This window comes from Streptomyces sp. NBC_01477 (genome assembly GCF_036227245.1).
Lineage (GTDB): Bacteria > Actinomycetota > Actinomycetes > Streptomycetales > Streptomycetaceae > Actinacidiphila.
In genome coordinates this window covers 6,192,815-6,211,140 of record NZ_CP109445.1, presented here as the reverse complement: position 1 = coordinate 6,211,140, position 18,326 = coordinate 6,192,815, and the positions used below count along the sequence as shown (strand labels likewise).

Genomic DNA, 18,326 nt, shown 5'->3' with positions numbered 1-18,326 from the left:
CCGGGCCGCGGAAGGAGACCACCCCATGGACCAGGCAGAACCCCGCCACCACTGGGTGCACGGAGGCACACGGCAGAGCAGGGCCGCCGCCGTACGCTCGCTCGCGCTGCCGCCCGCGCTCCTGCCGTCCGGGCTGCTGCCGCCCGTCGACGCGCACCGCCGGCTGCGCGGCCCGTACACCGCGGCCAACGCGGTGGTCCGCGCCCTGGTGCCGGAGGTGCTGCGGCGCGACCCGGCCCCCGTGGCCCGCTACGACATCGAAGTGCTGTCCGTGGCGCCCGAGCTGAGCGACCAGGTGCCCAACTCGCGGGAGACGCTGACCTCGATGGCGCTGCCCGCCGAGCGCACCCGCTACTACGCCCGGCTGCGGACCAAGCGGATCGCCAACGGGCTGGCCGAACTGGTCCGCGACACCCTTCCCGCGGACGGGCCGCGCACCCTGGTGGTGGAGAGCGCCGAGCACGCCGAGGCCACGGACATCGAATTCCTCGCCGCCCTGGTGCGGCGGGTGGACCCGGCCCGCCTCACCGTCGTGATCTGCTCCGGCGGCGACGGCGACGGCGCGCTGGACGAGCGGCTGCGGTCGGTGCTCGACGCCCGCGCCCTGGTGACGGCCGCGGAGGCCGCCGGGGCGTCAGCGGAAGGGGCCGTGGACGCCTGGTCGTACGTCAGCGGCGAGTGCCTGGCCGAGGGGCCGGCCGCGCGGGCCGCCTACGACGCGCTGGAACCCGCGGAAAGGGCCGCGCTGCACGACCGGCGGGCCGCCGAGCTCCGGCAGGGCGGCGACTTCTCGCACGGCCTCGGCGCGATCCCCTACCACCTGGAGCGCGGCACGGACCCCGCCGGCGCCGCCCTTCCCGTGCTGCTGGCCGCCGCGGACCACTGCCTGGTGAACGGCTACTACGACGCGGTCGTCGAATACGGCAGCCGGGCTTTCGCACTGCTCGACGGCGTCCAGGACGACACCTTGTGGTGGAAGTTCGCCGTGAAGCAGGGACTCGCCCTCTCCATATTGTCCAGGACCCGGGAGGCCGAGGAAATCTACGACCGGGCCAGGCTGCTGTCCACCGACCCGGCCGTACACATGGCGTGCGCCTATTCCACGGCAATGCTCTACACCCGCCACAATGACCCGGCCGACCGTGACGAGAAGAAAGCGAAAGCCCTGCTGAACGGCGCTGTCGCCACCGCTTCACTCCTGCCCGACCGGGTCGAACGCGCATTCCAGAGCGCTTTCTACAAAAACGGCCGCGCCCTGGTCGAGGTGAATCTCGGTGACCCCGCGGAAGCGCTGCGGCTGGTCACCGAATGCGTCGACGACCTCGACCGGCAGCTGAACCCCGACGAGCACCGGCTGCACCGGTCGGTGCTCAAGAACAACCGGGCCCGGGTCTACCTGGGCCTGGGCCGCCTGGACGAGGCGCTGGCCGACTACGCCGTGGTCATCGACCAGGACCCCAACCACGCCGAGCACTACCTGGAGCGCGGCAATATCCTGCGGCGCCTCGGCCGCACCGACGACGCCCTGGCCGACTACGAGCGCGCGATGCGGCTGTCCCCGCCCTTCCCCGAGATCTGCTACAACCGCGGCGACCTGCGGCTGTCCGAGGGCGACACGGCGGGCGCGCTGGCCGACTTCGGCTATGTCATCGACCTGGAGCCGGACTTCGTGGACGCCTACGTCAACAGGGCGGGGCTGCACCTGGACGAGGGCCGCCTGGACGCCGCCCGGCTCGACGCGGAGACCGGGCTGCTGCTCGACCCCGACAACGCCTACCTGCACGTCGTCCTCGGCCAGGTGCACGCCGAGCAGGAGGACCTCGCGGCGGCCGAGGAGGCCTACGACCGGGCGGTGGCGGCCGACCCGGCGCTGGTGACCGCGCTGTCCGGGCGCGCCACGGTCCGCTACGAGCGCGGCCGGCAGGACGACGCGCTGGACGACCTGTCCCGTGCCGTGGACCTGGCCCCCGACGACCCGGCCCTGCGCTACAACCGGGCTTTCCTGCACCAGGCCCGCGAGGAGTGGCACAGCGCGCTCGCCGACCTGGAGGTCGCCGCGGCCCTGACCCCGGGGGACGAGGACGTCGCCGCCGCGCTGAAGACCTGTCGCGTGAAGACGGGCGTGGCGTGACCACCGCCGAGCCGGCCGTGCACGGGGCGGCCGGCCCGGCATACTTCCCGCTGCCCGGCGCGGTCGGGCAGCGGGCGCTGCGCGACGTCCTCGGCCGCTACGCCACCGGGGTCGCGGTCGTCACCACGCGGCACCGCGGCAGGCCGGCCGGGGTGACCGTCAACTCCTTCGCCTCGGTCTCCCTGGAACCGCCGCTGGTCCTGTGGTGCCTGAACTCGGCCTCCGCCAGCCGCGCCGCCTTCACCGGCGCCGGGCACTTCGCGGTGAACGTCCTGGCGGCCGGGCAGCGCGACCTGGCCGCCCGCTTCACCCGCCCGGGCGACCGTTTCAGCGGCCTGCCGCTGCACACCGGACCGCACGGCCTGCCGCTGCTGCCCGGCGCGGTCGCCGTCCTGCTCTGCCGCCGCGCCGAGGTCATGTCCGCCGGCGACCACCTGCTGCTGCTCGGCGCCGTGACGGACCACGGCAGCGCCCCGGGACCGGCCCTGCTGTTCGCCGACGGCGCCTATCACGACGGGCCGGGGCCGAACCCGGCCCAGGCCGGCCCGGATCGCCCCGGATCTGACCGGCCGCGTCAGGACGCCGGCAGGGGCGGCAGCGATGGCGGCTCCTTGGCCGGGGAGGTCTCCAGCGTGGCCAGCGCCAGCGAGATCGCCCTGTCCAGCTGAGGGTCCTCGCCCGCGGCCCAGTGCTGCGGGGCGCGGACCACCTCCACGTCCGGGTCGACGCCGTGATTCTCCACGTCCCAGCCGTAGCCCTCCAGCCAGAAGGCGTACTTGGGCTGGGTGACACCGGTGCCGTCGACCAGCTGGTAGCGGCTGTCGATGCCGATCACGCCGCCCCAGGTGCGGGTGCCGACGACCGGGCCGATGCCCAGGGCGCGGATCGCCGCGTTCACCACGTCGCCGTCGGAGCCGGAGAACTCGTCGGCCACCGCCACGACCGGGCCGCGCGGGGCGTCCTGCGGATAGCTGACCGGGTGGCCGCCGCGCGGCAGGTCCCAGCCGACGATCCGGCGGGCCAGCTTCTCGATCACCAGCTGCGAGGTGTGGCCGCCGCGATTCTCCCGCAGGTCCACCACCAGGCCCTCCCGCGCCACCTCGACCCGCAGGTCGCGGTGCAGCTGCGCCCAGCCGGCGGCGACCATGTCGGGCACGTGCAGATAGCCGACCCGGCCGCCCGACACCCGGTGCACATGGGCCCTGCGGTCCGCGACCCAGTCGTGGTAGCGCAGCGCCTCCTCGTCGCCGAGCGGCACCGCCACCACGTGCCGGACAGGCCCCCCCGACTCCGCGGTCACCGACAGCTCGACCGGCTTGCCCGCCGTGCCGACCAGCAGCGGCCCGGGACCCGCCACCGGGTCCACCGGGCGGCCGTCGACCGCGAGCAGCACGTCCCCCGCCCGTACGGCCACGCCGGGCGCCGACAGCGGCGAGCGGGCCTGCGGGTCGGAGGACTCGCCGGGCACCACCCGGTCGACCCGCCAGCGCCCGTCGTCGGCGCGGGAGATGTCCGCGCCGAGCAGCCCCTGCCGGTGCAGCGGGTCGCGGTAGCCGCCGGGCGGGCTGACGTAGGCGTGCGAGGTGCCCAGCTCGCCGTGCAGCTCCCACAGCAGGTCGACCAGGTCGTCGTGGGTGGCGATCCGGTCGAGCAGCGGGCGGTAGCGCTCGGCGACGCCGTCCCAGTCCAGGCCGCCCATGTCGGGGCGCCAGAAATTGTCCCTGGCCAGCCGGTGGGTCTCGGCGAACATCTGCCGCCACTCGTCCTGCGGGTGCACGGTCAGCCGGATCCGCGACAGGTCCACGGTGACCGAGCCGCCCGACTCGTCGTCCGGGTCGGCCTTGCTGTCCGCGGCCACCACCCGCAGCCGCCCGCCGCCGCTCATCAGCACCTTCGTGCCGTCGCCGGTGACCGCGAAGTCGTCGGCGTCCTCGGCGATCTCCTCCATCCGCAGCTGCGCAAGGTCGTAGCGCTCCAGCAGGGTGCCGGGCGGCTGCGCCTCGGGCGTGGCAAGGGCCGAGCCGAGGGTGCCGACCAGCGGGTGGCGCAGCCACAGCACACCGCCCTTGGCCGCGCGCAGCCCCGAGTAACGGCTCGCCTCGACCGGGAAGGGCACGATCCGGTCGGCCAGGCCCTCGGTGTCCACCCGGGTGGCGGGAGTGCGCGGGCCGTCGCTCTTTGTGTCGCCGTCGCCCTTGTCGCGGTTCTTGTCCTCCTCGCCCTTGCCGCCGCTGTCCGGCTCGTCGTCGTCCGGCTCGTACGGCCTGCCGTGCCGCTGCGGCCCGAAGGGCGACGGGGTGGTCGCGGCCAGCGTGATCAGGTACGGGCGGCAGGCGTTGGTGAAGGACAGGTCGAAGACGTGGGCGTCGTAGACCGGGTCGAAGGCCCGCTCGGACAGGAACGCCAGATGGCGGCCGTCCGCGGTGAAGGCGGGCGCGTAGTCGTTGAAGCGCAGCGGGGTCGCGTCGATGACCGCCAGGTCGGCGGTGGCGGCCAGTTTCAGCTGCCGCAGCGCGCCGGGGCCGGGCGCCGACCAGGCCAGCCAGGCGGAGTCCGGCGAGAAGGCGAGCCCCGAGGCGTCCCCCGCGTCGCTGGCGGCGACCTCGCGGACCTCGCCGGTCTGCGTCTCCACCAGCAGCACCCTGCCGTCGTGCGAGGCGACCGCGATGCGGTGCCCGTCGGGCGACACCTCGATCTCCAGCACCCTGCCGAGCCGCCCCGCGGCCAGCCGCCGCGGCGCGGTGCCGGCCGGCACGCCCACCGCCGGGGCCACCTCGAGGGCGTCCTCGCCGCCGTCCGCGTCGGTCACCCACACCACGTGCTGCTCGCCGTCCGCGCCGCCGGGCGCGAAGACCCGCGGGTGCCGGGTGCGCACCCCGGGCTGCGCGGCCAGCGCACGGGCCGGGCCGCCGCGGTGGGTGATCCAGTGGGTGGTGCCGCGGATCTCGACCGCGCTGCCGCGCCCTGTGTGGTCGGGGCGGGCGTCGCCGACGTAATGGGCGGCGCGCACCGGGTGCGGCTGGAGGTCGGTGCGCTGGCCGCCGAGCGCGATCTCCAGCGGGCGCGGCTCGGCGTCCGCGAGGTCGTCCAGCACATACAGCTGCCCGCCGGCGGTCCAGGCGACCCGGACGCCGTCCGTACCCGCCTGCCGGGCGTAGAAACCGTCCAGCGCGCTGTGCCGGCGCAGGTCCGTACCGTCGGGGAGGCTGGAGTAGAGCGCGCCGACGCCCTCGTGGTCGGACAGGAAGGCGATCCGGTCGCCCACCCACATCGGGGACTCGGCATTCCCGTCGAGACCGGCGTGGACCCGGCTGAATTCCCCGCTGCCGTCCGGGTCGAGCCACAGCTTGCCCACGGTGCCGCCGCGGTAGCGCTTCCAGTGCGCCGCCTCGCGCCCCATCGGCACCGACAGCAGCAGCACCGCGCCGCCGGGGCCGTACGCCAGGTCGCCGGCCGGTCCGTACGGCAGCGTGACGCCCGGGCCGCCGTCCAGCGGGACCGTACGCGCCCAGGTGCGGCGCGAGGACGCCTGGCCGTGCGCGGTGGTCGCCACCAGGTCCCCGTCCGGCGTCCAGCCGCGGACCGCGGTGCGCGCGTCGCCCCAGTACGTCAGCCGGCGCGACGGGCCGCCGTCCAGCGGCGCGACATGCACCTCGGGCGCCCCGTCCCTGGTCGACGTCCAGGCGACGACATCGCCGCCCGGCGCCACTCTCGGCCGGCCGACCGGCATGTTGTCCGCGCTCACCCGCCAGGCCCGCCCGCCGTCCAGCGGCGCGACCCAAACGTCGTCCTCCGCGGTGAAGGCGATCACCCCGCCGTGCGGGTGCGGGTGCCTGAGGTACGAGGGCTGCGCCGCCTTGCGGTTCGCGCTCGGCTGGTTCGGTGTCGGGTGTGTCACCAGGCCACCCTAACTTCGATCAACTCGTCGTCGGAGACCGCTTTCCGCAGTTCCCGAGCCCGTGCACGTCGAACATCCGGCGCGTGCCGACCGTCGCGGTCAGATGGCCGCGCACGCAGGCGTTGTCCAGCTGCTGCGTCACCTCGCCCCGCACCGAGATCTTCCGCTGGCCGACCGTACGCCCGACGCAGTCCACCGAGGCCAGCGCCTGGCCCGTCGACGCGCTGCACGACAGCCACTGCACCTCGACGTCGTCCTGTTCCAGCGCGTTCGTGGCCAGCTGATCCGTCGTCACCGACACCGCGCTGCCGGCGAGCCCGTCCGCGGGGACGCACCCCGCGAGAGCCACCGCCGACGCTGCCAGCAGTGTCCCAACCGCCCAGTTCCTCCTGGTCTTTCCCATCACCCAACGGTCCTGCCCGCGCGCCCGCCGGTCCATCCGCCAAAGGGCCGAATCGCACTCTTACGGGACCCCGGCGGTGTTTGCTACGGCCGCGTGGCGCCGCGCCGCGTCTCACTGCGCGGGCGGCGTCTCACCCAGTGGGCCGCGCAAGATGCGATCACCGCGGCTACGCGTTGCGGTGGAGGGGTCCGCCCGCGGTTCGCATGACGCGCTTCGCCTACCGCGTGCGGTCTTCGGCGCCGCGTATTCCATACGGAGGTTTTCATGGGCCGCATCACGGTCGGCAGCGAGAACACGACCACCGTCGAGCTGTACTACGAGGACCACGGCGAGGGGCAGCCGGTCGTCCTCATCCACGGATTCCCCCTCGACGGAGCCTCCTGGGAACGCCAGATCCCCGCCCTGCTCAAGGCGGGCCACCGCGTCATCACCTACGACCGGCGCGGCTTCGGCAGGTCGAGCCGGCCCTCGGCGGGCTACGACTACGACACCTTCGCCGCCGACCTCAAGGTCCTGATGGACACGCTCGACCTGCGCGACGCGGTCCTGGCCGGCTTCTCCATGGGCACCGGCGAAGTCACCCGCTACCTCGGCAGCCACGGCTCCGACCGGGTCGCCAAAGCGGCGCTCTTCGGACCGATCCCGCCGTTCCTGCTGCGCACCGACGACAACCCCGACGGCGTCGACCAGGCCGTCTTCGACGGCATCAAGGACGCGATCGTCGCCGACCGGCCGGCCTTCCTGAAGGCCTTCCTCGACGACTTCAACAACGTCGACAAGCTGGGCGGCGCGCGGATCAGCCAGCAGGCCTGGCAGGCGCAGTGGAACGTCGCGGCGGGCGCGTCGCCCATTGCGACGCTGGCCTGCGTGTCCGCGTGGCTGACGGATTTCCGCCGCGATGTTCCGCGCAATGACGTGCCGACTTTGGTGGTGCAGGGGACGGAGGACCGGATCCTGCCGATCGCCGCGACCGGGCGGCGGCTGTCGGCGCTGGTGGCGGACTGCCGCTTCGTGGAGATTGCCGGGGGGCCGCACAATATTGCGTGGACGCACGCGGATGAGGTGAATTCTGCGTTTGCCCGGTTCCTGGGCGAGGCCTGAACCCTGCCTGGCCGGCTGCGTTGTCGCCCCCGCTGAGCCCGGCGGGTCGCGGGGTGGGCTCGTGCCCTTACGGGGTGCCACGGCCGGTGGCCGGTCGCCTGCCGCGCCGTCGTGGCTGGTCGCGCGGGTCCCCGCACCCCTGGGTGGATGCCACTTGCGGTACGCGCTCACCCCGGCGCCCACGTGCTGGCTCGGGGTTCAGGACCAGCGGTGGGTGCGGGTGAGGAGGAGGGCGGTCGCGGCGACCCCGGCCGTGGAAGTACGCAGCACCGTCGGCCCCAGCCGGTACGCCCCGGCCCCGGCCGCGGCGAACGCCGCCAGCTCATCGGGCGACACCCCGCCCTCGGGTCCGACCACGAGGACCAGCGGCCCGGCGGCCGGCAGCTCCGCCACCGCGAGCGCGGCGGCGCCCTCCTCGTGCAGGACCCCCGCGAATTCCGCGGAAGCGAGCATCGCGGCGACCTGCCGCGTCGTCATCAGCTCCCCGACCGTGGGAAACCGCAGGCGCCGCGCCTGCTTGGCAGCCTCCCTGGCCGTGGCGCGCCACTTCGCCAGCGATTTGGCGCCGCGCTCCCCCCGCCACTGCGTCACGCACCTGGCCGCCGCCCACGGCACCACCGCGTCGACCCCGGCCTCCGTCATCGTCTCGACGGCGAGTTCGCCCCGGTCGCCCTTGGGCAGCGCCTGGACGACGGTGATCCGGGGCGAGGGCTCCTCCTCCACCCGGACGCCGTGGACGTCGACGTCGAGTTCGTCCTTGCCGCGGGCCGCCGCGACGACGCCGTACGCGCCCCGCCCGGCCCCGTCGGTCAGGACGACCTCCTCGCCGGGCTGCAGGCGCCGTACGGACACCGCGTGGCGCCCCTCGGGGCCGTCCAGGGTGATCCGGGACGGCGAGCCGTCCAGCGCCGCCGGCTCGACCAGGAAGACCGGTGCCGTCATGCGCCGGCCTCCCGGGCGGTGCGCAGTTCCGCGATCAGCAGTTCCATCAGGTGTCCCGCGGAGGCCTCGCGGGCCAGCCGGTGCCCCTGCCCGGCCCACAGCGCCATGCCCTGCGGGTCGCCCTCCGCGGCGGCGGCCTTGCGCAGGGGCGCGGTCAGGTGGTGGATCTGGGGGTAGCCGGGCGGCGCGTACGGGCCGTGCTCGCGGACGAAGCGGTTGACCAGCGCGCGGGCCGGGCGTCCGGTGAACGCCCGGGTCAGCTCGGTACGGGCGAAGACCGGGTCGGTGACCGCCCGCTTGTGCAGCGGATGCGCCCCGGACTCGGGGCAGACCAGGAACGCCGTGCCGAGCTGCGCCGCGTCCGCGCCGGCCGCGAGCACCGCGGCGATCTGCCCGCCGCGCATCATGCCGCCCGCCGCGATCAGCGGCAGCTGCACGGCCTCGCGTACCTGCGTCAGCAGCGCGAGCAGGCCCGTGCCGGCGCAGCGCAGCTGCGGATCGTCCCGGTGGGTGCCCTGGTGGCCGCCGGCCTCCACGCCCTGGACGCACACCGCGTCGGCGCCCGCCCATTGCGCGGCCAGCGCCTCGGCCACCGAGGTGGCGGTGACCACCGTGTACGTGCCGGCCTTGCGGAAGGATTCGAGCACCTTCTGCGACGGGCAGCCGAAGGTGAAGCTCACCATCGGTACGGGGTCCTCCAGCAGGACCGCGACCTTGGCGTCGTAGGCGTCGTCCGTGCCGGCGTCCGGGTCGCCGAGGGGGGTGCCGTACCAGGATTCCTCGCCCGCGAGCTGCTCGGCGTAGACCGCGACCGCGGAAGGGTCGGTGGCCCCGGGCTGCGGCATGAACAGATTCACCCCGAAAGGGTGCGTGCTCTGGTCGCGGAGCTGCCGGATCTCCTCGTACATCGCCTCGGGCGTCTTGTACCCGGCCGCGAGGAAGCCCAGGCCGCCGGCCGCCGCCACCGCCGTCGCCAGCCGGGGGTTGGCTGCGCCGCCGGCCATCGGGGCCTGCACGATCGGGTACGCCGAGAACGACGTCAGGCTGGGCGCGGACATGGGGCTAGCCTGCCATGCGCGTGCCGCGCGGCTTCACAGCGCCCCCGGCCGCGGCGGCCCCGCGACCCCCTGCCCGCAAGGGTTCCCCTCCCCCGCCCGCCGGCCGTCCCGCGGTTCCCCTCCGGCAGGGGGCCCTCCGCTGCCGCGGGGCCGGGGGTTCTGAGCGGCAGGGGGTGGCCCACCCTGGGGCGCGGGGAACGGCGCGCGCAACCCACCACCGGCCGGTGGTCCGGAGCGGACCGAACAGCCCCTCCGGGCCGGTGACGACCCGCGCCCCGGTGGGAGCCGGTGGCGCAGTTCCCCGCGCCCCTGGGGTGCTGCGGTCCGTCCGCACACGACGGCGCGTCGTGGCTGGCCGCGCAGTCCCGCGCCCCTGGTAAGGCGCCGCCTTACGCAGCAAAAGCCCGAGCCCCGCGGCAGCGGAAGGGCGCCCACCGACGCAGTAGGCGCCCTCGGCCCGCGCCAGCGAGGTGGCACTCACCGACGCGGGGGAACCGCAGGAACCGGCGGACCGTCAACGGCCGTTGAAGGCGTCCTTCAGGCGGGAGAAGAGGCCCTGCTGCCCCGGCGCGAACTGGCCCGTGGGGCGCTCCTCACCGCGGAGCTTGGCGAGGCGCCGCATCAGGTCCTCCTGGTCCGCGTCGAGCTTGTGCGGGGTCACGACCTCGACGTGGACGACGAGGTCGCCGCGACCGCCGCCGCGCAGGTGGGTGATGCCGCGCTGGTGCAGCGGGATCGACTGGCCGGACTGCGTACCCGGCCGGATGTCGATCTCCTCCAAACCGTCGAGCGTCTCCAGCGGGCACTTCGTGCCGAGCGCCGCCGCCGTCATCGGGATGGTGACGGTGCAGTGCAGGTCGTCGCCGCGGCGCTGGAAGACCAGGTGCGGGACTTCGCGGATCTCGACGTAGAGGTCGCCTGCCGGGCCGCCGCCGGGGCCGACCTCGCCCTCGCCCGCGAGCTGGATACGGGTGCCGTTGTCGACGCCCGCGGGGATCTTGACGGTGAGCGTACGGCGGGACCTGACCCGCCCGTCACCGGCGCACTCCGGGCACGGCGTGGGCACGACGGTGCCGAAGCCCTGGCACTGCGGGCAGGGCCTGGACGTCATGACCTGGCCGAGGAAGGAGCGGGTGACCTGGGACACCTCGCCGCGACCGCGGCACATGTCGCAGGTCTGCGCTGCGGTGCCGGGCGCGGCCCCTTCACCGTTGCAGGTCCCGCAGGTGACCGCGGTGTCGACCTGGATGTCCTTGGTCGTGCCGAAGGCCGCCTCTTCGAGGTCGATCTCCAGCCGGATCATGGCGTCCTGCCCGCGCCGGGTGCGCGAGCGCGGTCCGCGCTGCTGCGACTGCCCGAAGAAGGCGTCCATGATGTCGCTGAAGTTCCCGAAGCCCTGCCCGAAGCCCGCTCCCGCGCCGCCGCCGGCGGCGGACAGCGGATCGCCGCCGAGGTCGTAGACCTGCTTCTTCTGCGGGTCGGAGAGCACCTCGTAAGCGGCGTTGATCTCCTTGAACCGCTCCTGGGTCTTGGGGTCGGGATTGACGTCAGGGTGCAGTTCCCGGGCGAGACGGCGGAATGCCTTCTTGATCTCGTCCGGACCTGCGTCGCGGCGCACGCCTAGTACGGCGTAGTAGTCCGTGGCCACTTACGACTCCGCCAGGATCTGTCCGACGTAACGTGCCACTGCGCGTACCGCTCCCATCGTTCCGGGGTAGTCCATGCGGGTCGGTCCGACCACGCCGAGTTTGGCGACTGCCTCGTCGCCCGAACCGTAGCCGACGGCCACCACCGAGGTGGAGTTGAGGCCCTCGTGAAAATTCTCATGACCGATTCGGACGGTCATGGTGGAGTCCTTGGCCTCGCCGAGCAGTTTGAGGAGGACCATCTGTTCCTCCAGTGCTTCGAGTACCGGCCTGATCGTCAGCGGGAAGTCGTGGTTGAACCTGGTCAGGTTGGCCGCGCCGCCCAGCATGATGCGCTCTTCCGTCTGCTCCACCAGGGTCTCCAGCAAGGTGGCGAGCACTCCGGCGACCGCGGGGCGGTCGTCGTGGTCGAAACTCTCCGGCAGATCCTGCACCAGCGGCGGCACATCGGCGAACCGGCGGCCGACGACCCGGCTGTTGAGCCGGGCGCGCAGATCGGCCAGCACCGTATCGCCGACCGGCGCCTGGCAGTCGATCAGCCGCTGCTCGACCCGCCCGGTGTCGGTGATGAGCACCAGCATGATGCGGGCGGGCGCGAGCGCCAGCAGCTCCACGTGGCGCACCGAGGACCGGGTCAGCGAGGGATACTGCACGACGGCGACCTGCCGGGTGAGCTGCGCGAGCAGCCGTACGGTCCTGGCGACGACGTCGTCGAGGTCGACCGCGCCGTCGAGGAAGTTCTGGATCGCCCGGCGCTCGGCGGACGACAGCGGCTTGACGCCGGCCATCTTGTCCACGAAGAGCCGGTATCCCTTGTCGGTCGGGATACGGCCCGCGCTGGTGTGCGGCTGGGCGATGTAGCCCTCGTCCTCCAGCACCGCCATGTCGTTGCGCACGGTGGCGGGGGACACGCCGAGCCGGTGACGTTCGGTGAGCGCCTTGGAACCGACCGGCTCCTCGGTGCCGACGTAGTCCTGAACGATGGCACGCAGGACTTCGAGTCTGCGTTCGCTCAGCATTCGCGCACCTCCAGCCGTGACGTTCGTGGCCTGGCACTCCGCCGTTTCGAGTGCCAGCTTTCCCGCAGCAAGTGTACGGCGAGGCAGCAAGGGCTCGGCAAGGGTGCGGCACACCGGGCACGCGGAGGTGGCGGCGGTCTGCGGCGCGGCGGCGATAGCGTCGCCCCCGTGGAATCAGTGGAGAGCACGGAGGGTCCGGGTTCGGGCGGTTCTGTCTGGGAGCAGCTGGCTCCCGGCGTCGCACGGCGCAGGATGCCCCACCTCGATGTGACGATCGGACTGGTGGTCGGCTCCGACGGTGTGCTGCTGGTGGACACCGCCTCGACTCTGCGGGAGGGCGAGGAGCTGCGCGGGCAGGTCGAGGCGCTGACCGGGCGTACGGTCACGCACATCGTCCTCACGCACGGTCACTTCGACCACGTCTTCGGTACGGCCGCCTTCCCGGGCGCCGAGGTCTTCGGGGAGCGCGGGCTCGACGGTTATCTGCGCCGGGAGCGGGAGACGCTGCTGGCGGACGCGGTACGTTTCGGCACCGACCCGGCCGAGGCCGAGCGGGCGGCCGGGGCGCTGGTGCTCCCGACCCGGCAGGTGACCGGTGAGACCGCGGTCGACCTGGGCGAACGGCCGGTGCGGCTGGTGCACGCCGGCACCGGGCACACCGGGCACGACCTGGTGGTCGTGGTACCGGGCGCCGGACCGAGCGACCCGACGGTGGTCTTCTGCGGCGACCTGGTCGAGGAGTCGGGCGAGCCCCAGGCGGGCGACGACGCGGACCCGGCCCACTGGCCCGGCACGCTGGACGCGCTGCTCGCCCTCGGCGGCGAGACGGGCCGCTATGTGCCCGGGCACGGGGCGGTGGTCGACGCGCGTTTCCTGCGGGCCCAGCGGGACGCGCTGGCGGAGCGCTTCGGGACCGCGCCTTCCTAGGTTCCGCCCGGCCCTGCTGGTTACGATCGCCCCCATGCGCAGCAGGAGTTACGACCCCGATCTGACCCCGCCGTGGAAGAAGAGCGCCCCGGCGCCCGAGGTGGCGGCGGAGCCCGACCTGGTGGTCGAGGAGGCCGCGACGGGCTTCTGCGGGGCGGTGGTGCGCTGCGAGAAGACCGCGGAGGGGCTGACGGTCACCCTGGAGGACCGGTTCGGCAGGCACCGGGTCTTCCCGATGGTTCCCCGCGGCTTCCTCATCGACGGCCGCACGGTGACGCTGGTACGCCCGCGGGCCGCGCCCGCGCCCCGGGGGCCGCTGCTGTCCGCGTCCGGGTCCGTCGCGGTGCCGGGCGCGAAGGCGCGGGTGGCGCGGGCCGGGCGGATCTACGTCGAGGGCCGGCACGACGCCGAACTGGTCGAACGGGTGTGGGGCCACGACCTGCGGGTCGAGGGGGTGGTCGTGGAGTATCTGGAGGGCGTCGACGACCTGCCCGCGATCGTGGCGGACTTCGGCCCGGCCCCCGACGCCCGTCTCGGCGTACTGGTCGACCATCTGGTGCCGGGCTCGAAGGAGTCGCGTATTGCCGCGTCCGTGACCGGCGAGGACGTCCTCGTGGTCGGGCACCCGTTCATCGACGTGTGGGAGGCGGTCAAGCCCGCCTCGGTCGGTATCCGGGAGTGGCCGCGGGTGCCGCGCGGCCAGGACTGGAAGACCGGGGTGTGCCGGGCCCTGGGCTGGGACATGTCCACGGGCGAGGCATGGCAGCGGATCCTGGCGTCGGTGCGGACGTACAAGGACCTCCGGCCCGAGCTGCTGGGCTCGGTGGAGCACCTGATCGACTTCGTGACGGCGCCGTAGGGCGCATACCGGGTCGCGGGGTCAGGCGAGGGCGGCGACCAGCAGGGTGAAGGCGGCGATGATGACGGCGACGCGGACGTAGTGGAAGCGGAGCCAGCGGTTCAGCTGCTCCTTCCAGTCCTCGGGCCGGTTCTCGGGGGTCCACGCCTTGTTCCGGTTGTTGATCGGGACGAGCAGCAGGAGCGACATGATCACGCTGAGGATCAGCAGCGCGCCGGCGGTGACGACGAGGCCGGTGCCGTGGTGGTGCCGTCCGGCGACGGCCCATGCCGCGGACAGGACGAGCGAGCCGATGTACCAGAACGGCATCACGGCGCCGAGCATCCGGCCCCCATGGGCGTGGCCGAGCTGGCCGCTGTCCTCGGGGAGGGCGTTGAGTATCGGGTTGATGACGAAGAGAACGGAGAATTCCACTCCCACCATCACGCCGACGACCACAGTGGTGAAGACCTCGAGTGCGTTGAGCATGACGACCCCTCCAGGGATCTAGCGCTGCTAGCTGTTGAGGCAACGCTAATACTACTGCCGCTCGTCTGTCTAGCGATGCTAGGATCGCGTCATGTCGGTACAGGAACGCAAGGAACGCGAGCGGGCGGAGCGCGAACGCCTCATCGTGGCGACAGCCCGCGAACTCGCCGAGCAGCAGGGCTGGGACGCGGTCACCACCCGCCGGCTCGCCGAGCGCATCGAGTACAGCCAGCCCGTCCTCTACAGCCACTTCCGCGGCAAGCGCGAGATCATCGGCGCCGTCGCCCTCGAAGGCGCCACCGAACTGGCCGCGGCGGTGCGTGCCGCGGCCTCCGCCGCGGACGGCTCCCGCACCCGGGTCACCGCCCTCGCCCGCACCTACCTCGACTTCGCCGTGCGCAACCCGGCGGTCTACGACGCCATATTCCAGCTCGACGGCGGCCTGGCGTTCGCGGCCGAGGACACCCCGGAACCCCTCAAGGACGCCTTCGCCGCGTTGCTGGAGAGCCTGGGCGAGGTCGCGGGGGACGGCGTCCACCCGGGGCTGTTCACCGAGGTGTTCTGGGCGGCCCTGCACGGGCTGGCGGACCTGACCCGGGCGGGACGGCTGCCCCCGGCGGAAGCCGGGCGGAGGGTGGACCTGCTGGTGGACCGGCTCGCCGTCCTCTGACACACCCTCCCGGCGGGCACGATACGCACCCCGGCCGTATCGGGCCGTGAGGCCCGGGCCGCGCCCGGCTCAGTCGGTGAGGCCGCGGACCACCGCGTCGGCGAGCAGCCGCCCGCGCCGGGTGAGGACGGCGCGCCCGGCGGTGTAAGGGGCGGGCTCCAGCAGGCCGTCGCTCACCGCGCGGGCCGCGTTCCCGGCGCCGGCGCCGGTCAGCAGGTCCAGCGGGCAGCCCGCGGACAGCCGCAGCTCCAGCAGGATCCGCTCGACCCTGCGGTCCTCGTCGGCGAGGACTTCCCGGCCCGCGCCCGGGCTGCGGGATTCGGCGAGGGCCTGCGCATAGGCGCCGGGGTGCTTCACGTTCCACCACCGCACCCCGCCGACGTGGCTGTGGGCGCCGGGTCCCGCGCCCCACCAGTCGGCGCCGGTCCAGTACAGCTCATTGTGGCGGCACCTGCCCGCGTGGGTGGTGGCCCAGTTGGAGACCTCGTACCAGGCGAACCCGGCCGCGGACAGCCGCTCGTCCGCGATCAGGTAGCGGTCGGCGTGCTCGTCGTCGTCGGTCATCGGCACCTCGCCGCGGCGGATCCGCCGGGCCAGCTGCGTCCCCTCCTCGACGATCAGCGCGTAGGCCGACACATGGTCGGGGCCTGCGCCTATTGCCGCGTCGAGCGAGGCGCGCCAGTCGTCGTCGGACTCGCCGGGGGTGCCGTAGATCAGGTCGAGGTTGACATGCTCGAAGCCCGCGTCCCGGGCTTCGGCGACGCATGCCTCGGGCCGCCCCGGGGTATGGGTGCGGTCCAGAATCCGCAGCACATGCTGCCGGGCGCTCTGCATGCCGAAGGACATCCGGGTGAAGCCGCCCTCGCGCAGCTCCGCCAGATACGCCGGGCCGACGGACTCCGGATTGGCCTCCGTGGTGATCTCCGCGTCCGCCGCGAGCCCGAACTCGTCGCGGATCGCGGCGAGCATCCTGACCAGGTCGGCGGCGGGCAGCAGGGTCGGGGTGCCGCCGCCGACGAAGACCGTCCCGGCCTGCCGCGGGTCGTCCCCGAGCACCTTCCTGGCCAGCCGGATCTCGTCGATGAGGACGTCGGCGTAGTTGTCGCGGGACGCGAGCGCGCCGCCGGAGCCGCGCAGCTCGCTCGCGGTGTAGGTGTTGAAGTCGCAGTAGCCGCAGCGGGTGGCGCAGTAGGGCACGTGGAGGTAGAAGCCGAGCGGCCGTCCCGCGGCCCCGGACAGCGCCTGCGGCGGCAGGGCGCCGTCCTCGGGCACGGGTTCGCCGTCGGGCAGTACGGAAGGCATTCTCCCAGTATCCGGCACATCAGCGGGCCTGGAGAACGAGCACCGCCAGATCGTCCGCGGGCGGCGCGCTGTCGTACGCGTGCACCGCGTGCCGGATGCGCTCGGCGATGCCGGCCGCGCCCAGGCCCGTGCAGTCCCCGAAGACCGTGGCCAGTCCGTCGTCGTCGTCGAACTGGCGCTGTCCGCGGCGCCGCTCGGTGACGCCGTCGGTGACGCACAGCAGGCTGTCGCCGGACGACAGGTCGAAGGACTCGCTCGTGTACTGCGCCGTCTCGGAGATGCCCAGCAGGATCTGCGGGGAGGCCGCCTCCCGGACCCGGCCGTCGCTGCCGAGCACCAGCGGCAGCGGGTGGCCCGCGGAGGCCAGGGTGCAGTGGGCGCCGCGCTCCGGCGCGTACGGCGTGATCTCGCCGTACAGCAGCGACAGGAAGCGGGCCTGGCCGCCCTCCCAGGCCGCGGTCCCGCCGGTCAGTGCCGCCGCCGCCTCGTCGGCGAGCGCCTTGTTGAGCCGGTCGAGCACGTCGCAGACGCCGTAGCCCTCGCGGGCCAGCAGCCGCAGCACCGGGCGGGCGACGCCGGCCAGCGAGGCGGCCTCGGGGCCGTTGCCGCACACGTCGCCCAGCGCGAAGCACCAGCGGCCGTCCCCGGCCGGGAAGAGGTCGTAGAAGTCGCCGCCGACCCAGTCCCCGGCCAGCGGCTCGTAGACCACGGCGTGGTCGATGCCGGGGATGCGCCCGACCGCGGGCGGCAGCAGACCGCGCTGGAGCACCGTACTGATCATCGCCTGCCGCGCGTACTGCCGCGCCGCGCCCATGGCCAGGGCCACCCGGCGGGCGAAGTCCTCGACCAGGCCCGTCACCTCGTCGGGCAGCCCGAGCGGCCCCGCCCGGCCCAGCAGCAGCGTGCCCTGGCAGCGCCCGGTCACCAGCAGCGGCACCGCGAGGGCGCCGCCGCCCACCGTGTCGCCCGGCGTCGCGGGCCACGCAATGTGCCGCGCCCCCGGCCGCTTGTCCGCGGCGGGCGGCGACTTCTCCAGTACGGACCGCAGCCCGTCGATCCGCCGCTCCTCGACGTGCCAGACGCTCGGCAGCCGGGCGCCGGCTCCCGCCGGATACACCCACACCGCGCACCAGTCCGCGATTCGCGGCACCAGTAACTGGGCGGCGAGCGACGCCACATTGTCCTCGTCCAGCTGGCCCGCCAGCAGGTCGGACGCCTCGGCGAGGAAGGACAGCGCGCCCCGGCCGGCCCACTCCTGGTCATTGGCGCGGTCGGCCTGCGGCGGTACGGGCGCGATCAGTTCCGCGGGCGGTTCGCCGCGCAGGCTCAGCAGCGGGGTGGCGCCGTCCCCGGCCGGCAGGTCGAAGCGGCACCACACGGTCTTGCGGTCGCGGCGGTAGCTGATGCCCCAGGCGTCGGACAGCGCCGCCACCAGTTGGAGCCCCCGGCCGCCCTCGCGGCTGTCGTCGGGGACGTCCGACTCGTCCAGGACGCCGCTGTCGTCGCGGAGCGCCCGCGTCGGGTGGTGGTCCGACACCTCGACGACGAGGCCGGGCGGCGACTCCCGGGTGTCGAGCCGGCACACCAGCTCCACGGTGGTGCCGGCGTGGACCACGGCATTGGTCACCAGCTCGCTCACCAGCAGTGTGCTGTCGTCCAGCAGGCGCTCGCCGAGGCGGGCCGCCTCGGGCAGGCCGCTGTCCGACCACTGCGCCAGAGCGGTTCGCAGGAAGCGGCGGGCCGCGCCGGCGGCCTGCTGATCGCCCGGCAGACTCGTCTGCGACGTGGCCTCGGACTTGTCCGAGGCCACGTCACGGGTCTCGCTCCGGCGGCGAGAACGGGGGAGCCTCACGGGTCCATCGTGACAGGGTGACACTGCCGCGTGCCGCTCCGTTACCCCCG

At 73.9% G+C, this 18,326-nt stretch carries 15 protein-coding genes; 6 read left to right on the top strand and 9 right to left on the bottom strand.

What is annotated here, in order from left to right:
• Positions 1–25 precede the first annotated feature (25 nt).
• Together OHA86_RS26315 and OHA86_RS26310 are read left to right on the top strand one after the other, a co-directional pair.
• The gene (locus OHA86_RS26315) at positions 26–2,131 is read left to right on the top strand and encodes a tetratricopeptide repeat protein (RefSeq protein ID WP_329179056.1); all 2,106 of its coding nucleotides are present in this window, start codon (positions 26–28) and stop codon (positions 2,129–2,131) included.
• Positions 2,128–2,799 (top strand): flavin reductase family protein, encoded by a 672-nt coding sequence (locus tag OHA86_RS26310; protein ID WP_329179054.1) that lies wholly within the window; start codon positions 2,128–2,130, stop codon positions 2,797–2,799. The genes OHA86_RS26315 and OHA86_RS26310 overlap by 4 nt, the downstream gene beginning before the upstream one ends.
• Here the strand turns inward: OHA86_RS26310 and OHA86_RS26305 are convergent.
• Complete coding sequence (locus OHA86_RS26305) at positions 2,706–6,029, bottom strand: S41 family peptidase (RefSeq protein WP_329179052.1); 3,324 nt, start codon at positions 6,027–6,029, stop codon at positions 2,706–2,708. The genes OHA86_RS26310 and OHA86_RS26305 overlap by 94 nt on opposite strands.
• 19 nt (positions 6,030–6,048) lie before the next feature.
• Positions 6,049–6,432, bottom strand: a complete 384-nt coding sequence (locus OHA86_RS26300) for a hypothetical protein (protein WP_329179051.1) — start codon at positions 6,430–6,432, stop codon at positions 6,049–6,051.
• Between the two features lie 264 nt (positions 6,433–6,696).
• Between OHA86_RS26300 and OHA86_RS26295 the strand changes: the two genes are divergently transcribed.
• A complete protein-coding gene (locus OHA86_RS26295; RefSeq protein ID WP_329179049.1) occupies positions 6,697–7,533 on the top strand; it encodes an alpha/beta fold hydrolase in 837 nt (278 codons plus the stop codon).
• 198 nt (positions 7,534–7,731) lie between these two features.
• On the opposite strand, the gene OHA86_RS26290 is transcribed toward OHA86_RS26295, so the two are convergent.
• The 4 genes from OHA86_RS26290 to hrcA form a co-directional block, all read right to left on the bottom strand.
• Positions 7,732–8,475: a 16S rRNA (uracil(1498)-N(3))-methyltransferase gene (locus OHA86_RS26290; RefSeq protein ID WP_329179047.1), complete on the bottom strand. Its 744-nt coding sequence runs from the start codon at positions 8,473–8,475 to the stop codon at positions 7,732–7,734.
• Positions 8,472–9,533, bottom strand: coding sequence for a nitronate monooxygenase (locus OHA86_RS26285; RefSeq protein ID WP_329179045.1), 1,062 nt, complete (start codon positions 9,531–9,533; stop codon positions 8,472–8,474). The genes OHA86_RS26290 and OHA86_RS26285 overlap by 4 nt, the downstream gene beginning before the upstream one ends.
• A gap of 514 nt (positions 9,534–10,047) precedes the next feature.
• Positions 10,048–11,181, bottom strand: a complete 1,134-nt coding sequence (dnaJ, locus tag OHA86_RS26280; RefSeq protein WP_329179044.1) for a molecular chaperone DnaJ — start codon at positions 11,179–11,181, stop codon at positions 10,048–10,050.
• Positions 11,182–12,198, bottom strand: coding sequence for a heat-inducible transcriptional repressor HrcA (gene hrcA / locus OHA86_RS26275; protein WP_329179041.1), 1,017 nt, complete (start codon positions 12,196–12,198; stop codon positions 11,182–11,184).
• A 168-nt stretch (positions 12,199–12,366) separates the two neighbouring features.
• Here hrcA and OHA86_RS26270 point away from each other — a divergent pair, with 168 nt between their 5' ends.
• Together OHA86_RS26270 and OHA86_RS26265 are read left to right on the top strand one after the other, a co-directional pair.
• Positions 12,367–13,125 carry an MBL fold metallo-hydrolase gene (locus OHA86_RS26270; protein WP_443071893.1) on the top strand — a complete coding sequence of 253 codons (759 nt, stop codon included), beginning with the start codon at positions 12,367–12,369 and terminating at the stop codon, positions 13,123–13,125.
• A gap of 34 nt (positions 13,126–13,159) precedes the next feature.
• The gene (locus OHA86_RS26265; RefSeq protein WP_329179039.1) at positions 13,160–13,984 is read left to right on the top strand and encodes a DUF3097 domain-containing protein; all 825 of its coding nucleotides are present in this window, start codon (positions 13,160–13,162) and stop codon (positions 13,982–13,984) included.
• 21 nt (positions 13,985–14,005) lie between these two features.
• Here the strand turns inward: OHA86_RS26265 and OHA86_RS26260 are convergent, their stop codons facing one another.
• Positions 14,006–14,452: a DUF1772 domain-containing protein gene (locus OHA86_RS26260; RefSeq protein WP_329179038.1), complete on the bottom strand. Its 447-nt coding sequence runs from the start codon at positions 14,450–14,452 to the stop codon at positions 14,006–14,008.
• Positions 14,453–14,543: 91 nt separating this feature from the next.
• On the opposite strand from OHA86_RS26260, the gene OHA86_RS26255 reads away from it, so the two are divergent.
• Positions 14,544–15,122 carry a TetR/AcrR family transcriptional regulator gene (locus tag OHA86_RS26255; RefSeq protein ID WP_329179036.1) on the top strand — a complete coding sequence of 193 codons (579 nt, stop codon included), beginning with the start codon at positions 14,544–14,546 and terminating at the stop codon, positions 15,120–15,122.
• Positions 15,123–15,191: 69 nt separating this feature from the next.
• On the opposite strand, the gene hemW is transcribed toward OHA86_RS26255, so the two are convergent.
• Entirely contained in the window at positions 15,192–16,424 is a 1,233-nt protein-coding gene (gene hemW / locus OHA86_RS26250) for a radical SAM family heme chaperone HemW (RefSeq protein ID WP_329179034.1), read from the bottom strand.
• 19 nt (positions 16,425–16,443) lie between these two features.
• Entirely contained in the window at positions 16,444–18,276 is a 1,833-nt protein-coding gene (locus tag OHA86_RS26245; RefSeq protein ID WP_443071892.1) for a SpoIIE family protein phosphatase, read from the bottom strand.
• Positions 18,277–18,326 lie beyond the last annotated feature (50 nt).